This is a genomic window from Sinobaca sp. H24 (assembly GCF_023845525.1).
The window spans coordinates 1-19351 of the sequence record NZ_JALBWT010000058.1; the positions used below are offsets into that span (position 1 = coordinate 1).

The 19351-nt window shown below is 43.3% G+C and carries 19 protein-coding genes and 1 pseudogene; all 20 read right to left on the reverse strand.

The window, feature by feature from the left end; genetic code table 11:
• Positions 1 to 31: 31 nt before the first annotated feature.
• Positions 32 to 793 carry an HpcH/HpaI aldolase family protein gene (locus MMY81_RS31640; RefSeq protein WP_252315944.1) on the reverse strand — a complete coding sequence of 254 codons (762 nt, stop codon included), beginning with the start codon at positions 791 to 793 and terminating at the stop codon, positions 32 to 34.
• A 26-nt stretch (positions 794 to 819) separates the two neighbouring features.
• Positions 820 to 1683 (reverse strand): NAD(P)-dependent oxidoreductase, encoded by an 864-nt coding sequence (locus MMY81_RS31645; protein ID WP_252315945.1) that lies wholly within the window; start codon positions 1681 to 1683, stop codon positions 820 to 822.
• Between the two features lie 21 nt (positions 1684 to 1704).
• Positions 1705 to 2916 (reverse strand): mandelate racemase/muconate lactonizing enzyme family protein, encoded by a 1212-nt coding sequence (locus tag MMY81_RS31650; protein WP_252315946.1) that lies wholly within the window; start codon positions 2914 to 2916, stop codon positions 1705 to 1707.
• 12 nt (positions 2917 to 2928) lie between these two features.
• Positions 2929 to 4656 carry an L-arabinonate dehydratase gene (araD, locus tag MMY81_RS31655; RefSeq protein WP_252315947.1) on the reverse strand — a complete coding sequence of 576 codons (1728 nt, stop codon included), beginning with the start codon at positions 4654 to 4656 and terminating at the stop codon, positions 2929 to 2931.
• 198 nt (positions 4657 to 4854) lie between these two features.
• The gene (locus MMY81_RS31660) at positions 4855 to 6753 is read right to left on the reverse strand and encodes a sigma-54-dependent Fis family transcriptional regulator (protein WP_252315948.1); all 1899 of its coding nucleotides are present in this window, start codon (positions 6751 to 6753) and stop codon (positions 4855 to 4857) included.
• Positions 6754 to 6856: 103 nt separating this feature from the next.
• Complete coding sequence (locus tag MMY81_RS31665; protein WP_252315949.1) at positions 6857 to 7558, reverse strand: FadR/GntR family transcriptional regulator; 702 nt, start codon at positions 7556 to 7558, stop codon at positions 6857 to 6859.
• Positions 7559 to 7921: 363 nt separating this feature from the next.
• Entirely contained in the window at positions 7922 to 8626 is a 705-nt protein-coding gene (locus MMY81_RS31670; protein ID WP_252315950.1) for a FadR/GntR family transcriptional regulator, read from the reverse strand.
• 33 nt (positions 8627 to 8659) lie between these two features.
• Positions 8660 to 9187: a 5' nucleotidase, NT5C type gene (locus MMY81_RS31675; protein ID WP_252315951.1), complete on the reverse strand. Its 528-nt coding sequence runs from the start codon at positions 9185 to 9187 to the stop codon at positions 8660 to 8662.
• Between the two features lie 118 nt (positions 9188 to 9305).
• The gene (locus tag MMY81_RS31680; protein ID WP_252315952.1) at positions 9306 to 9800 is read right to left on the reverse strand and encodes a CpsB/CapC family capsule biosynthesis tyrosine phosphatase; all 495 of its coding nucleotides are present in this window, start codon (positions 9798 to 9800) and stop codon (positions 9306 to 9308) included.
• Positions 9770 to 9931: a hypothetical protein gene (locus MMY81_RS31685; protein WP_252315953.1), complete on the reverse strand. Its 162-nt coding sequence runs from the start codon at positions 9929 to 9931 to the stop codon at positions 9770 to 9772. The genes MMY81_RS31680 and MMY81_RS31685 overlap by 31 nt, the downstream gene beginning before the upstream one ends.
• Positions 9932 to 10326: 395 nt before the next feature.
• Complete coding sequence (locus MMY81_RS31690; protein WP_252315954.1) at positions 10327 to 11232, reverse strand: ROK family protein; 906 nt, start codon at positions 11230 to 11232, stop codon at positions 10327 to 10329.
• A 59-nt stretch (positions 11233 to 11291) separates the two neighbouring features.
• Positions 11292 to 12728, reverse strand: coding sequence for a glycoside hydrolase family 1 protein (locus MMY81_RS31695; protein WP_252315955.1), 1437 nt, complete (start codon positions 12726 to 12728; stop codon positions 11292 to 11294).
• 24 nt (positions 12729 to 12752) lie between these two features.
• Positions 12753 to 13634 carry a carbohydrate ABC transporter permease gene (locus MMY81_RS31700; RefSeq protein ID WP_252315956.1) on the reverse strand — a complete coding sequence of 294 codons (882 nt, stop codon included), beginning with the start codon at positions 13632 to 13634 and terminating at the stop codon, positions 12753 to 12755.
• A gap of 12 nt (positions 13635 to 13646) precedes the next feature.
• On the reverse strand, positions 13647 to 14384 hold the full coding sequence (locus MMY81_RS31705) for a carbohydrate ABC transporter permease (protein ID WP_308215548.1): 738 nt from the start codon (positions 14382 to 14384) through the stop codon (positions 13647 to 13649).
• A 242-nt stretch (positions 14385 to 14626) separates the two neighbouring features.
• Positions 14627 to 16165, reverse strand: a complete 1539-nt coding sequence (locus MMY81_RS31710) for a response regulator (protein WP_252315957.1) — start codon at positions 16163 to 16165, stop codon at positions 14627 to 14629.
• Positions 16158 to 16532 (reverse strand): sensor histidine kinase, encoded by a 375-nt coding sequence (locus MMY81_RS31715; protein ID WP_252315958.1) that lies wholly within the window; start codon positions 16530 to 16532, stop codon positions 16158 to 16160. The genes MMY81_RS31710 and MMY81_RS31715 overlap by 8 nt, the downstream gene beginning before the upstream one ends.
• A 44-nt stretch (positions 16533 to 16576) precedes the next feature.
• Positions 16577 to 17041, reverse strand: a complete 465-nt coding sequence (locus MMY81_RS31720; protein ID WP_252315959.1) for a sensor histidine kinase — start codon at positions 17039 to 17041, stop codon at positions 16577 to 16579.
• A gap of 370 nt (positions 17042 to 17411) precedes the next feature.
• A complete protein-coding gene (locus MMY81_RS31725) occupies positions 17412 to 17954 on the reverse strand; it encodes a hypothetical protein (protein WP_252315960.1) in 543 nt (180 codons plus the stop codon).
• Positions 17955 to 18169: 215 nt separating this feature from the next.
• Positions 18170 to 19129, reverse strand: a complete 960-nt coding sequence (locus tag MMY81_RS31730; protein ID WP_308215549.1) for an extracellular solute-binding protein — start codon at positions 19127 to 19129, stop codon at positions 18170 to 18172.
• A gap of 13 nt (positions 19130 to 19142) precedes the next feature.
• Positions 19143 to 19351 (reverse strand): annotated as a pseudogene (locus MMY81_RS31735) (hypothetical protein); the annotation flags it as partial.

Consider the following 19351-nt stretch of genomic DNA (forward strand, 5'->3'; position numbering starts at 1 on the left):
TTTGCTCTGCTTTATCATATGATAGTCTCCTTTATCTGCCGCTGCGGGCTTCCTCTACATATTTTTTGATGGCGGGATTAATTAATGCATTAATGGCGATACACATGTAACGGGCGCCCTTTTCCCTGCCTGCTTTTAATTCCTCCAAATTGGCTACTTGTATTCCTACGTCTGCGTTTTCCGCTCTGCCTGCTTCAAATACGGTTTGAATCATGTGCTCTACGTCAGGATGAGAGGCTCCTTGTTCAGCCCTGCCTGCTGATACCGATAGATCCGTCGGGCCGATGTAGACCATATCGACTCCGCTCGCTATAATGCTTTTGACTTCTTTTACTGCTGCAGGACTTTCTATATGAACCGCGATAAACACGTCTTCATTGCTCTGCTCGAGATAGGCACTTCCTCCGCCCAGACCGTATTTGGCGGCTCTCACAGAATAAGCTGCGCCCCTCGTGCCGTTCGGCGGATAGTGAGCGGCCTTTACGATCTTTTCTGCTTCTTCCGCCGTCTGCACCTGGGGCACATGAATGCCTTTGGCGCCCCGGTCGAGCGCTTTTAAAATAGAAATAGGATCAGAGTCCGGCACCCTGACAAACGGCACCACCTCCGCTGATTCACAGGCCTGAATCATATGCTCCACTTCGCCCCAGCTGAATGAACCGTGCTCATTATCAATCACGACAAAATCAAATCCAGCGTAGCCGGCTATTTCTGCAAGTGCCGGACTGTATAAACCGATAAAGCAGCCCAGGGCCGTTTCTCCATTTTTCACTTTTTGTTTAATTACATTCATCTCTGCACCTCTTTCTTTTTAACGGTTTATTTTGCTGTCAGGTATTGATAAAGCGCGGAGTGATCCAGCTCTTCCAGCCCGCTCTCGGTCATTTCCTTCATGAATTTCTGCAGTTCTGATGTTATAGGAAGCGTGATCCCCTGCGCCTCGGCTGCCTGAAGGGCATTATTCATATCTTTTAAATGCAGCTTTACTTTAAAACCAGGATCGTACGTTTCCTTTTTAAAATTATCTATCTTTTGATCGAGCACGTTGCTTCCCGCCAGGCCGTGGCGGATCGCCTCGTAGAGCGCATCAATATCCAAATCTGCCTGCTTTGCCAAATAGATTGCTTCGCTTACGGCCTGCAGTTCTATCGCTACGATCACCTGATTGGCCAGTTTGGCATATCCGCCGGAGCCAAGCTCTCCGACGTGTACCACGCTTTTTCCCATTACGTCCAGGTAGGGCTTCACTTTCTCTATGTGGGCGCTCTCTCCCCCGCACATGATAGCAAGAGCCGCATTCTGTGCGCCTTTCTCCCCGCCGCTTACCGGCGCATCTACTAAATGAGCGCCGCTTTTTTCTAATTCTCCACCGATTTCTTTCGTCACTTCCGGGTTAATCGATGACATATCCACTACGATGGCATCCTTTTTTATTCCGTGGATCACGCCCTGCTCTCCGAGTACCACTTCTTTTACATCCGCAGAATCGGACACGATCACAATGACAATGTCCGCCCCTTCCGCTGCCGCTTTCGGCGAATCGGCTATTTCCACGTCCGTTTCTTTAAAAATATCTGCCTTTTTCTTAGTGCGGTTGTACACCTTAAACAGATCGCCCTTTTCCTGCAGATGCTGCGCCATTGGCAGGCCCATAATACCGAGTCCTATAAATGAAATATTCATATATTTTCACTCCTTTTTTGATTAACTGCTTTCTCTTTTCCAGGGATCGCCTTCTCCTTTCGAATTGTAAACAGCTGTTTCACTGAACGATGAAGGCGCTTCCGACATTTTATAGAGAAGATCTTTTCTTTTGTATACATCGGGATTTAATGTAATTCCGAGCCCCGGCTCTTCCGGCGGTACAATAAAACCATCTATTACGACAGGGACGTTCTGGACGATATCCGGATAATAGCCGTTGTAAAAAGCCCGCACGCTTTCCATCATATATAGGTTGGGAAGGGTGAAGGATAAATGCGTACATACCGTATGAAGAATGGGGCCGCCGCAGTTATGAGGCGCAAAGGGAAGACTGAACGTTTCCGCCATCGCCGCTATTTTCCTGGTTTCGCTGACTCCGCCGGTCCAGGCGGGATCGGTTATAACAATATCGGCCGCGTTTTTCTCCAGCAGGCTCTGGTATTGATAGCGGGTAATCAGTCTCTCACTTGCCGCGATCGGCACGTTGACCGCTTCTTTTAAGCGGCTCAGCGTATCGATATGATTCACGGCCGTGATATCCTCCATCCAAAGCAGCCCATACTGCTCCAGCTCTTTGGCAATCCGGATCGCACTCGGCAGGTTCCAGCGCCCGTGCCCCTCAAATATCAGCTCCATGTCATCACCGAACGCTTCTCGGATACGCTGAAACGGTTCCGCCCCCTTTTTAACGGCGTCCTTTGAAATATACTGGCCGTTAAACTCCCGGCTTAGTTCGTCGAACGGCCAGATTTTCATGGCACTGATTCCCTGCTCCAGCAGTTCTTCCGCTAATTTCTCGGGCTGTTCCAGAAACATATCCCGGTCGTTGTTGCTCTGATAGCCGACGCACGTATTGTACGCTTTGATCTTTTCTCTGGATCTGCCTCCGAGCAGGCGGTACAGCGGCTGATTGGACAGCTTTCCGAGAATATCCCATAGGGCGATATCGATTGCGCTGAGCGCCCTCATTTCTGTGGCGGAAGCGCCGTGATGATTGAAACTTTTGTAGAAAATCGACCAGATATGCTCAATATCTCTTGGATCTTTTCCGATCAGGATGTCTGCACAAATGCTGTGAATCATTTCTCTTACGGGAGACGGTTTGGCATTGGTTTCTCCCAGCCCGGTTATTCCTTCATTCGTATGAAGCTGAATAATAATTTCCCGGGGATGCTCTTCAAACTGAAACGTTTCTATTTTGGTAATGTGCATGTTTGCCTCCTTTTAGAAAATATCCGGCTCCCCCGTCGCTTTCCCAAAGCTGGTTTCCAGATAGTCGAAATCGCAGCCTTTGTCGGCCTGCTGAATATGATTTAAATACATCCAGCCGTAGCCTCTTTCGTATTTCGGAGCCGGCATTTTCCACGCCGCTTTCCGTTTTGCCAGCTCCTGCTCGGAGATTTCCATATCCAGTGTCCGGTTTTTCACATCTATTGTGACCATATCACCCGTTTTCACGAATGCCAGCGGTCCACCCACTGCTGATTCCGGGGCTGCGTGAAGCACGCAGGCGCCGTAGCTTGTTCCGCTCATCCGGGCGTCAGATATCCGGAGCATATCCCGGACCCCTTTTTTAACAAGCTTCTTCGGTATCGGCAGCATGCCCCATTCCGGCATACCCGGACCGCCTTTCGGACCGACGTTGCGCAGGATTAACACGTGATCTTCTGTAATCTCCTTTTCTTCATCATCAGTATACGTTTTGAAATCCGGGTAGCTGTCAAACACCAGCGCAGGCCCGGTATGCTGTAAAAATTTAGGGTTGCACGCGCTCGCCTTGATTACGCAGCCGTCCGGCGCCAGGTTGCCTTTTAAGACAGCCAGCGCGCCTTCGTTGTAAATAGGATTATCCAGAGTCCGGATGACTTCCTCGTTATGCACGGTATTGCTGCCTATCGCTTCTCCGATCGTTTTGCCGGTAACGGTCAGCGCATCCATATGCAGGTGCTCCTTCAGACGGCTCATCATCGCGAGCAGCCCTCCGGCGTAGAAGAAGTCTTCCATTAAGTATCTGTCTCCGCTGGGACGAATATTGGCAATAACCGGAATGCGGCGGCTCACTTCGTCGAAGTCTTCCAGGTCTATCGCACAGCCGGCCCGTCTGGCTATGGCGATGAGATGGATAATCGCGTTGGTGGAACAGCCCATCGCCATTGCTGTTGTAATCCCGTTTTCCATAGACTGTTTAGTGAGAATCTTATCCGGCGTGATATCCTCCCAGATCATATTAACGATGCGCCGTCCGGCTTCCGTACACATTCTATTATGCTTCGTATCGACTGCCGGAATAGAAGACGATCCGGTAATACTCATGCCGATCGCATCCACAATCGCCGTCATCGTACTGGCTGTTCCCATCGTCATACACGTTCCGGCACTTCTGCCGATGCCGCCGCATACGCCTTCGAGCTCCTCCTCGGAAATATTGCCCGCCCGGTACTCATCCCATGATTTAAATGCGTCCGAACCGGAACCCAGCGTTTCGCCTTTATAGTTTCCGCTCAGCATCGGTCCTGCCGGCAGAAATATAGCCGGTACATTGGCACTGATGGCTCCTAATACGAGACCCGGGGTGGTCTTGTCGCATCCTCCCATTAAGACAACGCCGTCCAGCGGATATGCGCGGATCAGCTCTTCCACTTCCATCGAGAGCATGTTCCGGTACAGCAGCGCCGAGGGCTTGACGAAATTCTCAAATAACGACGTACAGGGAATTTCCAGCGGCAGGCCACCCGACTGAAGGATGCCCCGCTTCACGTCCTCCACGCGGTCTTTAAAATGGTGGTGGCACGGATTAATATCTGACCACGTGTTCATAATGCCGATAATCGGAGCCCCGTCCCAATCTTCTTTATCAAATCCCATCTGCATCATGCGGGAGCGGTGGTTAAAGCTGCGGAAATTTCCTGCATCAAGCCATCTGGCACTGCGAAGTTCGCTTTTGTTTTTCATGTCGTGTCCTCCTGAGTAATTGTTTTTTCCAGCATAGATTTTTTCTATACATCTTTAAATTGCAAGAATGATGCCAAAAAAATAAACGCCGCACAGTCTGGTTCCAAGCTGTGCGGCGCTTATTTTTCAGGTTCTTTTTTGAAACAATATGTTTCACTGAAACAAAATGATTCAAAATGTTTCAGAAATGGTACAGAATTAAATCAGTTCATACTTTTTTAATTTTCTCCAGAGCGTGGTTCTGCTTACGCCGAGCTTTTCGGCGGCTTCACTCTTCTGATAGTGGACGGCTTCCAGCGTTTTCAGCAGATGTTCTTTTTCGGATAACATCATAGACGAAGGAGGAGTACCGTTGTCCCCCGCTGCCTGTCCCAGCTCCCTTTTCACGTGAAACGGAGTAATCGTTTCTCCCTGATTTAACACGACCAGACGCTCGCAGATATTCTTCAGCTCCCGTATATTACCGTCCCACCGGCCCTGCTGCAGAGCCTGAATGGCGGGTTCGGTTATCGCAATGCGATCGGCCGGGGACCGGGTGCCGTTGATAAAGTGGTCGACCAGTAATGGAATGTCCTCTCTTCGCTCAGACAGGCAGGGCAGCGATATGTTAAGCACGTTCAGCCTGTAGTACAAATCCTTCCGAAACGTGCCTTCCTGTATCATATGAGGCAGCTCCCTGTTTGTAGCCGCTATCACCCGTATGTCTATAGGAAGCACCTTGTCATCTCCAATCCGGATGACCTCCCGTTCCTGCAGCACACGAAGCAGCCTGCTCTGCAGCTTTAAGCTGACTTCACTGATTTCATCGAGAAAGATCGTGCCGCCGTGAGCCAGTTCAAAATAACCGGCTTTGCCTCCTTTTACGGCGCCCGTAAACGCTCCCTCTACGTAGCCGAATAATTCACTTTCCAGCAGATGTTCCGGCAGCGCGGCGCAGTTGATGGCTACAAAAGGCCCTTCCCTCCGCGGCCCGAAATGATGAACGCTTTGAGCGATGATTTCCTTCCCCGTGCCGGTTTCTCCAAATATAAGCAGATTGGATTCCACCTGGCTGTATCGTTTGGCCGTATCGATAACCTTTTGAACAACATCGCTTTTGTATTTAATATCGTCAAAGGTATGCTTGGCCACGTGGTAGCGGGAATGAATTTTTTTGCGGATTTGTTTTTCCATTTTCTGAATGCCTGTTATATCCTGAAACGTGATCATGCTGCCAACCTTCTGCTGACGGAGGGATATGTTTATTTTCTTGTAGTTCAGGCGGATGGACTGGTAGCCGGCAATATCTTCGCCCTCGCTGTTATCGTTCAGCAGCTCTTCGCACAGCTTTCCTTTCGGCAGAACATCTGAGATGTGCCGGCCCATCACTTCTTCTTGAATGGAAAGAATCTGTTTAGCCGCCGTGTTGAAAACGGAAATATTTCCGCTGCGATTGACCGCGATGACTCCTTCGTAGGCATGATTCAGGATAGTTTGATGAAGCAGCGTTTTTTCTTTTTCTTTTCTACTTACCACCGCTACCCGCTTTGCTTCGCTGAGCGCCTGCATGAACGATTCCCGGCCCGTCCGGATAATATAATTTTTGATGTTCCGTTCACCAGCATACTCGCACGTTTTCAAGCCGGCCAGAATGACGTCACACCCGTCTGCAACGGCCTGATCCACTAACTGAAATGCGTCTGACTGATCGTTCATAATATACGCATTGATAGGAAGCTGCACGATTTCAGAGAGCTCCTCTACCCCATATATCATGTTTTTGGAGCCGATGACGCCGACCTTTTCTGCCTGGTGCTGCTGCCGGCATTCCACCAGGCACCGGATCAGATCAATGCCCTGCACGGGGATATCGACGATAGGAATATCATCAAAGGTGTCTTTGAGCTTGTACGCCGTTATTCCTCTTGAAATGATGACATCGGCATTAGGCTTAATGTTTACGACTTCTTCAAAATTAGCGACCGTTTCTTTTAATTCAAAATGGATGGTTTCTCCTTCAAACGTTTCCGTGGCATTTCCATGCTCTTCAAAGGTCTGAAGCGTATTTTGAATAAAGTGCCTGCCTGGTACTACTAACAAAATTTTAATCGTAATCATCGGCGTCCTCCCGTAACACGTACTTATTTCTGCTCTTTTTTTGCACAGCTATAGACGTTACAATAAAGTAAGCGTATACATTTTATAAAAGAGCATCAACTCTTTATCCTTGTCTTTCCTCTTCGATTCTAATGAACCGTTTTCGCACCGTATCAAGATGCACATACATCGCTTCGTATGCCCGCGGACCGTTGTTTTCTTTTAGTGCATGGTATATCGCGGTGTGCTGTTCCACCGTTTTGACCTGGTTCCGGTATTCCTTGGGGATATTCCCCCACGTCTGGTCAAACAGGTTTAACAGCGGCGTCATAAAGGCTTCAATAAGCTGGTTGCTGGCGCTTCTGGCAATGATTTTATGAAAATCCTTATCGAGCTCGCGGTATTCATTGTCCGACCGGGCCTTCATTTCCTCTATGTTTGCAGCCAGCTGGTCCAGCTCGTGCTCTGTTATTTTCTCGGCGGCAAGCGTAATTAACCCTATTTCCAGGGAGAGTCTCGTTTCAATAATCGACTGGATGTTGCCGCTGGATAAGGCGAGCATAATCGAAAAAGGTTTGCTGCCAATTTGATTTTCAAAAAACGTGCCGTGGCGCGCTTTTCTGTTCACCACCCCGATGGCTTCAAGCGAGGTAAGAGCTTCCCTGATTACAGGGCGGCTGACGTTAAATCGTTCCATTAAGTCCATTTCGGAAGGAAGACGGTCGCCGGGCTGGAACGTCTGGTTATTTAAAAGCTCTATAATTTCGTCTATCACCTGTTTGGATAATGTTTTTTTATCTATCGATTTCATTTCAATGGGTTTCATAGGGTGGCTCCTTTCCTGCTGCATAATTATTTAAATTGTAAGACAATTAATTTTTAGTGTCAATAAAAAAGCCTCCCCCTGCCTCAGTAGGCAGAAGAAGACTGGAATGTAACTATATTACCACTCTCTGCTCGAGTTAATGTGTACAGAGGCTTCACTTTTCAGGCGGTCATATTCTTTCATGATGTTCGACAGGTTATGCACAATATTGAGAATCATAGAAAAACCTCCTTTTAGGATTTCTCTTTATTCTCCTCTACTGTACATCCAGCCGCAAACCCGCTCCATTCCCATGATAACGGTAACATTCGCCATGTAAGCCCCACCATTTTTCATTTGCTGTATTTCCCGCAGAAATACGATTTAGGACTGTTCTGCTCTGCTGGATAATACTTTATTCCGGACAAAACTGAGATGCTCATACATCGCCTGAAAGGCAGCGTGCGGATCCCTCTTCTGGAGGGCATGGTAAATATTCAGGTGGTGTGCCACCGTAATGCCCTTTTCCCGCTTTTTAATCTGGGTGTTTATTTTTTTATGGGCGGTCAGCAGCGAATCCACCATCCCCTGGATAACAGGGTTATCCACACTTCTCGCAATAATTTGGTGAAACCTCAGGTCAAGCTCACCGTAATCGTCATTCTGCGAGGCTTCAATCGCATCAATGCTTTCTTTAAGTCTGGCAAGCTCGGCTTCCGTTATCTTTTCAGCGGCAAACGTCACCAGCCCGAGTTCAAGCGTCATTCTCGCTTCTATGACGGCTTCCAGATTGTCATTTACTAAGGAAAGCATCGTGGAAAAGGGCTTGGCCCCGATCTTTTCATTAAAATAAATGCCATCCTTCGCTTTTCTCGTAATAATCCCCAGGGATTCCAGCGAACTGATCGCCTCTTTTAACACGGGTTTACTTACTTCAAGCATAACGACCAGCTCTTTTTCCGCAGGCAGTTTATCCCCCGGTTTAAGCTGATCGGTAATTAACAGATTCACAATCTGCTCTTCGACGCGCTGGGCCAGCGACTTTCTATTTAAGGATTCAATAATAGGCAGCAGCGGATCTTTTTTCATGTATAGAACCTCCTTTCTTTATTTAATTCCGTATCAGCTGTTCGAAAAATAATCCCGTACATCCCGCCAGCTGTCCACCCGCTCATAGCCGGTGACGTGCACGTTGTGCGGAGAGGTAAACAGAAGCCCCGTGCCTTCGAAACGTTTAAAGTGGCGGGCGTTGTCGTCGATCAGGTAATCGGCGTTAATGATGCCTTTATCGCCGCAGAAGACAAAATTCAGGTCGTTCAAAAACGAAAAATGTTCTTTGAGCCACTCATACTTGGCGGTAAAGGAGGTTGGAAACTCCATTGCCGCGGTCGTAATAAAAATTTCGTGGTCTTCGTGCAGCTCCTGGATCACATCCTGGGCGCCTTCCATGACGTCCAGATCGCGGAAGAATCCGGGATCGCTCAGATAGCCGCGCAGTTCTTCGACCGCATGGGGCCGCACTTCCCGCAGCTTTCGGCCGTGCAGGTCCTCGAGCGTCAGCGCTTCCCCAAAATTCTCATTGTACAGCTGTAAATGCTTTGGGATAAGGTCGGCCATGACTTCATCCATATCAATTGCAATTCGTTTCATTAGTCTCTCCTCCTGGATCTATGTACGTTTCTTTCATTCTAGCGCGCTCCGGAGAAAAGCTAAAGCCTTATCTAAAAAAAAACAGCCGGATAACCGGCTGTTTCAGGTGGTGATAGGGTTATCCAAACAAGCGCCATTTCGGTTTTTTCATGTAGTCAATCTTGCCCGGCAGATCCACTTCTACGTGGTCATCGGCCAGCACCCGGCCGCGGTTATCCCGAAGCGACGCGGCCGTTTCTTTTCCAATCTTGCTTTCCACTTTTGCATAGGCCGCTTCCAGCTCGTCTTCTTTGCCTTCAGGTGAATGCATAAAATGAGCCAAATTGCCGCGGATCATATTCATCGCCACCATCTGGGTCTTGCTGCGGTTCCGCCCGGCAATGGAGGCCGTGCTTACCATCCCGAGACAGCCCTTGCGGACGAGCCGGTACAACGGTGTCTCATGACTGAGCAGCACCTCCGCAAGCTCCGGATACATAATCACCGGATAGTATCCGGCAAGCTCCAGATCATACAACACCTTTTCCATGCCGGAAATCATTTCGGTGGAAGCAATATCAATATACGCATACCTCGTTTCATTTACGTATACCGCATAGTCGTCAAAGTCCACCTTATATACATTGGTTCCAATGCCGGGATGATACGCCGCTTCTTCGGAGAGCGGCTTCCGAGCGTTTCTTTTAATCGTTTCTGCCGTTCCGTTAACGACGAACCGCTATGGGAAGAATCAGAGCCTGTCATATGCATCCATCCTTTTCTAATAGACGTGGTAGAGAAGAAAAGCAGGAAGCGTAATCATATTTATGCTGTTACTTTATTATTCCCCTGCATACTTCCGGTAAACCTGTTTACAGACGACCCGGCCGTGGCGGCAAATGATTATACAGACCATATATCCCCTTTTAAAATGGAAAAAGATGTTTTAGATAGTACGTAAAAGGTAATGGGGTTACTATCACCCCCGTGATAAATGTTTCACCTTACGTGTTCGTCCTTCACGACCTCCCTGTTCTTTTATAGAGCAGGGAGTTTTTTTGGTTTATAGAAAAAGTCAGCCTTCTTTTATTGGAGGCTGACATCTTACGATATTACTGTTTCCTATTAGGTATGAACATAGAAGAAATCACTATCCTTGCTTAAATAAATTTCATATAGTTACAGTAATTTTTCATTTGATAAAAACCATAGGCTGCCCCAAGCAGGTTCGCGTGTTGTCTATAATGGCAGGTGCGAATGATAGGTTTAATTTTTGCCAAAGGCACTTTTTCTAATATCAAATCTATTTTCTTTTCGATATTTATTGAAACTTCTTCTCTCGCACTGATGCCTCCCCCAATTAAAATGACCTCCGGATCATATATGTATTGCAGATTATATATCCCTACAGCCAATAAATGATAGAATTCATCAATTGCATTCAAACATATACAATCCCCTTCTGATGCCCATTCATAAACTTGTTTACCCGTTAAGTGAGCCTCGCTCATACCTTTGCTCCCGGCTACTTTTTTAACTAATGCTTTTGTAGATGCCACCCTGCTCCAAACTTCGTTTTTTTCGGGATCACTGTTTAGTAACATATAGCCAAACTCTCCACCATGAAGGTTTGCCCCTTTATGCAGCATTTTATCTTTAATGACGGCTCCTCCGATGCCGGTCCCGATAACCATCACTAGAAAATCTTTTTTTCCTTTTCCAGCTCCTCCCCATAATTCAGCATAGGCGGCACAATTTGCATCATTTTCCATATAAACAGCAAGCCCTGTGCTTTCCATAATTAATTGCTTGATATTTGGTCCATGCAGATAAGGAAGTGCACTCGAACCATAGACTATCCCTTCATCTGAGACAGCGCCTGGAGAGCTAACTGCAATTCCTTTGATAGACTCCGCCTGTCGGGCTTCATCCGCAATAAAATCTATTAATTCTTTCAGGGAGGAAGGGGTAGATTTTTTCTTTATGCAGGAAGTGTCCCTTGATTCATTAAGAACACCGTATTTTATATAGGTTCCTCCTATATCGAAGACAAGTAGATCATTCATACTATTTCTCCTTATCCCAGCTGCAGTTTTAACGACTTGGCTGTTTTTAACAGTAGAAGTTATTTATCGGTTTCTGTAGGAAGACGCAACTTTTTTGTCTGGATAACATCATGGAACCAATAAGCGGATTTTTTTAAAGCTCGCTTTTTATTGTTTTCCAGATCTATTTCGACGAGCCCGTATCTATTTTTGAAAGCATTCATCGGAGAGACGTTATCGGAATAAGCCCACAGCATATACCCTGTGCAATTCGATCCGGCTTCTATTCCTTTTAATAACTGCGCTAAATGATCACGGATAAAGGTAATACGGTAGTCGTCTTGAATAACGTTATCTTCATTTTTAAATCGTTTTTCATTTTCTACACCCATTCCATTTTCAGCGATAAACCATTCCTTATTTCCGTACTCCGTCTTCATGCGCATCGCCATGTCATACATAATAGGGGGATAAATTTCCCACCCCCGGTAGGGATTCATCTTTTTTCCCGGCAGGTCAAAGGCTTCATAATAATATTTTGGGTGAAATGGAATCTCATCATTCCACTTTGTTTCCCTGGCCTTGACCCGATGTGGAAAATACAAATTAATCCCTACATAATCAACAGTGTGCGATTTTATTATTGTCAGTTCCTCATCATTATAGTCGAACGTGACATTATGTTCTTTTAATAATGCAAACAACTCCGGCGGGTATTCGCCTTTAATCGTTGGATCTAGAAACATTCGATTGAAAAAAAGATCATGCATGTCAGCTGCATATTGATCATGGGGAGCAGTGGAGCGGGCATAGGCTAGTTCAGGATTCAGAATGACACCAATTTTAGCCTGATTTTTTTCTTTTAACTTCATTTCTTTAAATAATTTAACAATTCTAGCGGTAGCAAGAGCTTTGTTAAAATTCCACTGCATCCATTTTCCCGTGTTCTGTTCAAATGGATAACGAATCGCATCCAGATACACTCTTGTCTGTACCACAATCGGCTCATTAAATGTAAACCAGTGTTTCACTCTATCTCCGTACCGCTCAAATACTTTACGAGCATATTTTTCAAACAGATCGATAACATGCTTGGATCCCCAGCCGCCATACTCTGTAAATAATACCGCCGGCACCTCATAGTGCTCCAGGCATATCATTGGTTCAATTCCCTGTTCTATTAATTCATTGATTACTTCATCAATATAAGCGGCGTAGTCTTCATCTACTACGGCATTTTCATAATCCAGGAGAAATCGAGACCAGTTAATCGACGTGCGGAAATGAGTGAGTCCGATTTCTTTCATCAATTGAATATCTTCTTTGTATCGGTTTTTAAAGTCAGTGGCCCCTGCAGGGCCATAGCCATTATGCCAGACATTTTTATTTTCTTTATACCAGAGATCCAGATAAGAATCCTGGCTTTCTTTTTTACCGGACCATCCCTCTGTCTGCCAGGCTGAAACGGCTGCCCCTAATATAAAATCTGATGGTATTTTCATTGATTCCGTATTCATTTTTCCGTATCCCCTTTTTTATCATTATCCTTTTACTGCTCCCTGCGTCATACCCTGAACGATTTGTTTCTCCATTAATAAGTAAAAAATAATGGTTGGTATTAAAACTAACGTTAATCCTGCCATCTGAGCTGGATAGTTTGTTGTGTACGCACCGGCAAAATTAGCTAAGCCAAGCGGCAGCGTCTGCAGCGCTTCATCGCTTATTAACACTAATGCAAATGCAAACTCATTCCAGTTATTAATAAAATTTATAATAACTGCGGTAGCTATCGCCGGTTTGGTCATTGGCAGAATGATAGACCAAAAAATTCTAAATGTGCCGCAGCCATCCATAATAGCGGATTCTTCTATCTCTTTTGGAAAAGAACGCATAAAGCTAGTCAGTAAAAATATAGTGATAGGCAGATTAAATGCTACATAGGGAAAAATAAGCGCCCAATAGGTATTTAAAATCCCTAAATTCTGCATCAAAATGTACATGGGTACTAAAGTGGAGTGGATAGGAATTAATAATCCAACTACCAGAAAACCGTATATGAAGTTTTTACCTTTAAATTGAAATCTCGCCAGAAAAAATGAAGCTAAAGCTCCGGTAAATATAGCGATTACCACAGCCCCAATCCCAACAAGTACACTATTAAAGAAAAAGGTACCGATGTTAGCTGTAAACCAGGCTTCTGTGAAGTTTGAAAATACCCAATTTTCAGGAAGACCGAACGGATTCAAAGAGAAATCCTGGCTTGTTTTAAATGAATTCATCACCATCCATAAAATTGGATATCCATTCACCAGGGCAAAAAGAATAAGTATAATGTATATAAAGCTTTTTCTTAATTTTTTTTTCCTTCTTGCCATTTCCGGATTCATTTTATTGGATTCAGATACTGCAGTTTGATTAATCATAAAATCCCTCCTTTAGTCTTTTTTGGCGTTCAATACTTTTGTCGTAATAAGTATTAATATCAAGCTAAATATTAAGATAAGTACTGAAATAGCACTGCCGTATCCATAGCTCAGTCCTTCAAACGTCGCGCTGTACATGTAGGTAGCCATCACTTCGGTAGAATGGGCCGGACCGCCGCTGGTCATAACATAAATTAAATCAAATGTTTTTAAACTTCCGCTGATACACAAGATTACCGCGACTAAAATGACATTTTTTATTGAAGGAATCGTAATGTGAAAGATCTTCTGCCATTCATTGGCTCCATCGAGCTCTGCTGCTTCTAATAATTCCTCAGGTACGGTTTGAAGCGCGGATAAAAAGATAATGAAGTATAACCCGACAAACTGCCAGATAATAGTTACCAGAATTGCATAAATAGCATAGTCGGGATTCCCCAGCCAATTTTGAGCCAGAAAACCTAAATTGACCGATTCCAGCAGGTTATTCAACATCCCTTGTTCCGAGTTATAAATCATTCTCCACGTAATCGAAATGACCACCGTAGATATGACTACTGGTAGAAAACCGATGGTCCGGAAAAATTTTGCGCCTTTTAACTTTCTGTTAAGTAAGATAGCTAAAGCTAGTCCAATCGGAATCTGCCCGAATATAGAGGCAAGTACTACGAGAATGTTGTTTCGAAACGATAACCAAAACGTTGAGTCTTGAAAAATGGAGATATAGTTGGAAAAACCGATGTACTCCATTGAAGAAAATCCATCCCATGACATAAAGGAATAGTACATGGAAATAAAAATAGGTATGATACTAAATTAAATAAATAGCCATTGGAAGTATTAACCCTACTGCAATTTTCCAAGGGCTTTTTAGTAAATGCATAATCGGTCCCTCCTTTATATAGAAAGCGCTTTCATAAATTTAATTATATATAGTTGGAGGGTTCATTCAAATCTACTAACTTAATATAATATCCTCTATTTACTTCTATTTATCCGTGCATATTTCTAAAATGGGTGGGAGTTACTCCTTTATACTTTTTGAACACCTTAACAAAATATTTGTATTCACGATAACCAACAAATTCTGCAATTTCGAACACCCGATTGGACGTTTCAATTAAAAGGCTTGATGCTTTATTTACTCGGACTGTGTTTAGATAGTCCGAGAAACTCATACCTGTTTCCTGTTTAAACAGCATACTGAAGTAATTAGGTGTAATAAAATGTTCTTCGGCAATTTTTCTGGCTTGTATATCTAATTGGTAGTTGGTTTGAATAAACTGAAGTACTTGTTTGATGATCCAATTGTAGTTATTTTCTTTGTTTATACTTTCTGATAGATTATTAAAATCTTCTATAAGAAGATCTTGAATGCTCTCCAGTGAATTATAAATTCTTAGATCTATTTCTTCCTGCAGCAGCAATAGGAAATTTGTTGATGCTTGATTAGGCATCGTTTCTAAAATGTTATTTTTAACAAGAAACTCAAGCTCTCTGCTCATTCTCAACATATTCTTTAATGATTGCTGCTCTTCTCTCCATTTCGAAAAAACGCTGCACACAATGTCTTTTATATCCTCACGTTGCTGCTGAATTACAGCTTTTTTCAAGTCTCGTTCAGCTGCTTTTGCATAAGTTATCCCTGTTTCATCTATCATTTTATAGTGCTCGGACGTCCGGAATTGCGGTTCCAGACCTGTACTGCTCTCCCTTACCGCTAATGCTTCTTCTTTCATTTCATACAAATTCTCCCTGTTTTTACGCACACTTGAAAGAAAAAAATTTGTTTTTATATTACGATTTATTTTCTCAAAAAACTTTTGGAGAAAAGAAGTGGATAATTTTTGTTCATCGGCATCAATTAATACAGTAACTAATTCATTTTCATGGGTGAAAACAGTTAGAAACCCGTCCAGATCCGGTCTTATCAAATGGACTAATTGTTCTTCCCACTGTTCTTTGTCTTTTATGTTGGAATTATAGGGGCTGTGTTTTCTGTAGTGATTGAAATCAAATATTTCGCAGACGACTACCCTATAAAAATACTCATCCGTTACTACGTTACCTTCGTTTTCTTTTTTTGCTGATCTATCTTTGAATAAATAGGGAAAGAGAGCCAGCTGGAAACTATCTTTTTCCTTTGAATGTTCGAGTATATTTTTCGATTTTTTTATGTCGATTAACAATTGAATCAATTCATCAATATCTATGGGTTTAAGAAGATAATCCTTTACCCCGAGTCTTATCCCCTGTCTTGCGTATTCAAATTCATCAAAGCCGCTGAACATAATAATATCTATTTCAGGATACGTATCCACAATGTATTCTGCCAGGGCCAGGCCATTCATTTCCGGCATCATTACATCAGTGACCACAACATCCGGCTTCTCTTTTTCAATTAGCGCCAGTGCTTCTATTCCGTTTGCGGCAGCACCTATTACTTTTATTTCGTGTTGCTCCCAATCGATGGTGGTGGACAGCCCTTCCCTGATCATTACCTCATCATCCACTAATAACATTTTAAGCATCCTGGTCCCCCTCCTTCAAAATATATTGTTCTGCCTCTTCCTGCGAGTAAACGAGCGGAAGAATAATTTTAATGAACGTTCCGCCTTCTTTATTGTTTTCTATTATATTTAAACCGAAGTTTTCGCCAAAAACATTCGCCAGTCTGTCATGGATATTCTTCAATGCAAAATTATCTTGTTTTTTTCCATTATCCAGTAAAGATTGTTCTACTTTCTTTTTATCTATTCCAATGCCGTTATCCTTTACATCAATGTGTAAATTAGCACGATGTTCATAGGCATGAATGTGAATTCTATTGTTCTTTGAGTTCGAGGTAAAACCGTGCACAATACTGTTTTCTATTAAAGGCTGTAAAATAATTTTCATGACGTAACACTCCATTACTGCCTGATCTACTTCAACTAACGTATTTAGGTTATCTCCCATTCTTCTTTTTGTAATTCCAAGTAGCTTTTTATATTTTTAATTTCATTCTTAAGCGGTATAAACAGGCTGCCTTCACTAAGACTTGTCCGGAAAATTCTCGATAGATGCTCTATACTTTCTCCCGTTTTCGGAGCATGTTCTAGTCTTGCCGACCAGCGGATCATATCCAGTGTATTATATAAAAAATGAGGGTTAATCTGGCTTTGCATAGCCTTAATTTCTGCTTCTTTTTTTTGAATCTGCAGCTTATATCGTATATCAATAAGATGTCCTATCTCCAGCACCATCTCATTAAAACGATGATTCAGCATGCCAACCTCATCCTGGGAATTCACCGTTGCACGAGCTTCGAAATCGCCCTTTCCTACCTTCTCCACTTCTTTCGTTAAATCTATAACAGGCTTAATAACATTTATGTAAAATCCTATTGCTGCACATAAAACGAGCAAAGGGTGCCGACTACTATCAATTGGGTAATTCGGCGTAATCCTGATAGTTCATTAAGGATATACTCTTCATTTATCATCGATACTATATAAAAATCATCTACACTTTCGGCTACCACATAATACATTTCATTGTTATCCTCTATCTTCATTGTATTCAAATCTCTTTCGTTAATTTGCCGGATCATTTCTATATTGGAGAATGATTCTCCTACTAAATTTTATTTTTATGAGTCATTATATTCCATCTTTATTAAGAATAAAAGACTCACTGGGGGCGGTGGTTATCCTTCAATGATGTGCTGATAAATCTGTTCTTCATTCAGACGTATCACTGTTTCTCCAATAGGTGTGCTGATGTCATATATATCATTTATCTGCCTGAACAAAGAGATAACCTGCTGATCTTCGGACGGCCATCCCGTATGAATATTATATGGGTCGACCAAAGCACGCTTCCATCTAATTCACCAGCCTTTTCTTTCCATTCCGTTTCCTGCTCAATATTTTCTCCCATATGGATAACCATTCTGTTGTTTCCTGTTACCGTTATCGAGTTAAAATAAGGATTATTTGTAATATGAAACGTTAAAAAAGCCTGTAGAGATCTATTCAAACGGCTTATTTCTTCCTGGTCTGCTGTATCCGGATCCAGAGTCATATATTGATTAAACTCATCATTAAAAATAATATACTCTGACAAATCTTCTACTTCATTGAGCAAATTGAGAAAATTGGACTGCATAGCATTTAAATTCCGTTGGGACGTATCTATTACCTGTTGTTCGAGAATGTTGTTGAATTGATAATAATAAAGAAAACTCACAGCGCCTATCGGCATCACCGCAAGAAATAAAAATATAACAATCGATTTGGATTTCAGGCTGAGATTTTTAATGTATTTAAACGGTTTCAATTTTTATTTCTCCTCTCCCCCTTTTATTAAAAAGAGAATAGATCCATCAGGGACCTATCCTCTTTTACAGTATACTATAATGGATTTAACCGATTTTCTAGTTCTCTACTTCGTTTTGCATAGTTTCTGCGACTTCTTCAGGAGTAGCGTCACCAAGAGTAAGTGACTGCAGCTGGTTTTCCAGTAAATCAATTTGACCTGTGCTCAACACTGCGTCATAAACAGGAGCCGGTTTCGGATTCTTCTATCACTTCAAGCATTCTGATAGTTAAATCATCCAGTTCATCTTCAGGCGCTTCCACGTTTGTTGGAATGGCTCTTCCCAGTCCCTGAATATCTTCAAAAAGTTCCTCATTATACACCCATTTCAAAAATGTTTCTGCCGCTTCTCTCTTTTCATCCGATAGCTCACTATTCATGGCCATAGCCGTACCCATTGTAGTAGAAATACTATTGGAATCTTCAAGTGGAATGGAAGTTAAATTAACATTTTTCCCCTCAGGCATGTTCTCCAGCATTTCATTAACGGACCAGTTTCCATCAATAACCATGGCTGAGTTACCCTGAAGGAAATAATCAACCATTTGACTGTTGTCTATAGTATTTAAATCTTCATTGAACGCATTTTTTTCCACCATTTCTTCAATTACTCCGAGAGCCTCTACAAATTCAGGATCTGTGAAAGAAGCTTCTCCATTTTCTACCTGTTCCAGAAAATCGCTTCCGGTAAATCGGTCTGCTATCGTGGATAAGTAAACAGATTGTAGAACCCAGCCTGCTGAATTACCTAAAGCAATCGGTGTGACTTCTTCAGCATTTAGATCATCAATCATCTGTATAAATTCATCATATGTTTCTGGAAACGTATCATAACCTGCCTCGGCTAGAATATCCTCGTCATAGTAAACAAAATGTGTAGGGTTGGTATTAAGAGGAACCGCATAAGTACTGCCTTCTATTGTAAACTCATTAAAAGCTTCTTCCTCAAGCAGACCGCTGTCGGTCCAGTAACCTTTGAAATCATCAATAGGATCTACAACTTCTCCCTGAACAAGAGGCTCCAATTCTGCGCCGGGCCAAACTTGAAAGACATCCGGAAGTTCGCCGCCGGCTGCTCTGGTATTCAACCGTGTTTTGTAATCATCATGCGGGGTGGTATCAATATTTACATTAATATCTTCATGTTCTTCAAAATCGTTCTACTACACTCATAAAAGCTTCATAATCCGGACGCCCGGTTTCAGATGAACGCCAGTAATCTAATTCGACAACTTCACTATCTCCTTCAGACTGGGAGCTATCGTTACCTCCGCATGCCGACAGTAACCCCGCTGCCGCTACACTGCCTGCTAACAGCCCGTATATCTTTTTCTTCTTCATAAATACCCCTCCCTTTA

What these genes read in the sequence shown, in the direction of transcription:
- araD (WP_252315947.1), bottom strand. Translation starts at nt 4,656, where the DNA reads ATGAAAAACAAAAGCGAACTTCGCAGTGCCAGATGGCTTGATGCAGGA.
- MMY81_RS31670 (WP_252315950.1), bottom strand. Translation starts at nt 8,626, where the DNA reads ATGAAAAAAGATCCGCTGCTGCCTATTATTGAATCCTTAAATAGAAAG.
- MMY81_RS31675 (WP_252315951.1), bottom strand. Translation starts at nt 9,187, where the DNA reads ATGAAACGAATTGCAATTGATATGGATGAAGTCATGGCCGACCTTATC.
- MMY81_RS31685 (WP_252315953.1), bottom strand. Translation starts at nt 9,931, where the DNA reads ATGACAGGCTCTGATTCTTCCCATAGCGGTTCGTCGTTAACGGAACGG.
- MMY81_RS31650 (WP_252315946.1), bottom strand. Translation starts at nt 2,916, where the DNA reads ATGCACATTACCAAAATAGAAACGTTTCAGTTTGAAGAGCATCCCCGG.
- MMY81_RS31640 (WP_252315944.1), bottom strand. Translation starts at nt 793, where the DNA reads ATGAATGTAATTAAACAAAAAGTGAAAAATGGAGAAACGGCCCTGGGC.
- MMY81_RS31710 (WP_252315957.1), bottom strand. Translation starts at nt 16,165, where the DNA reads ATGCTTAAAATGTTATTAGTGGATGATGAGGTAATGATCAGGGAAGGG.
- MMY81_RS31665 (WP_252315949.1), bottom strand. Translation starts at nt 7,558, where the DNA reads ATGAAACCCATTGAAATGAAATCGATAGATAAAAAAACATTATCCAAA.
- MMY81_RS31645 (WP_252315945.1), bottom strand. Translation starts at nt 1,683, where the DNA reads ATGAATATTTCATTTATAGGACTCGGTATTATGGGCCTGCCAATGGCG.
- MMY81_RS31695 (WP_252315955.1), bottom strand. Translation starts at nt 12,728, where the DNA reads ATGAATACGGAATCAATGAAAATACCATCAGATTTTATATTAGGGGCA.
- MMY81_RS31700 (WP_252315956.1), bottom strand. Translation starts at nt 13,634, where the DNA reads ATGATTAATCAAACTGCAGTATCTGAATCCAATAAAATGAATCCGGAA.
- MMY81_RS31690 (WP_252315954.1), bottom strand. Translation starts at nt 11,232, where the DNA reads ATGAATGATCTACTTGTCTTCGATATAGGAGGAACCTATATAAAATAC.
- MMY81_RS31705 (WP_308215548.1), bottom strand. Translation starts at nt 14,384, where the DNA reads ATGGAGTACATCGGTTTTTCCAACTATATCTCCATTTTTCAAGACTCA.
- MMY81_RS31660 (WP_252315948.1), bottom strand. Translation starts at nt 6,753, where the DNA reads ATGATTACGATTAAAATTTTGTTAGTAGTACCAGGCAGGCACTTTATT.
- MMY81_RS31715 (WP_252315958.1), bottom strand. Translation starts at nt 16,532, where the DNA reads ATGAAAATTATTTTACAGCCTTTAATAGAAAACAGTATTGTGCACGGT.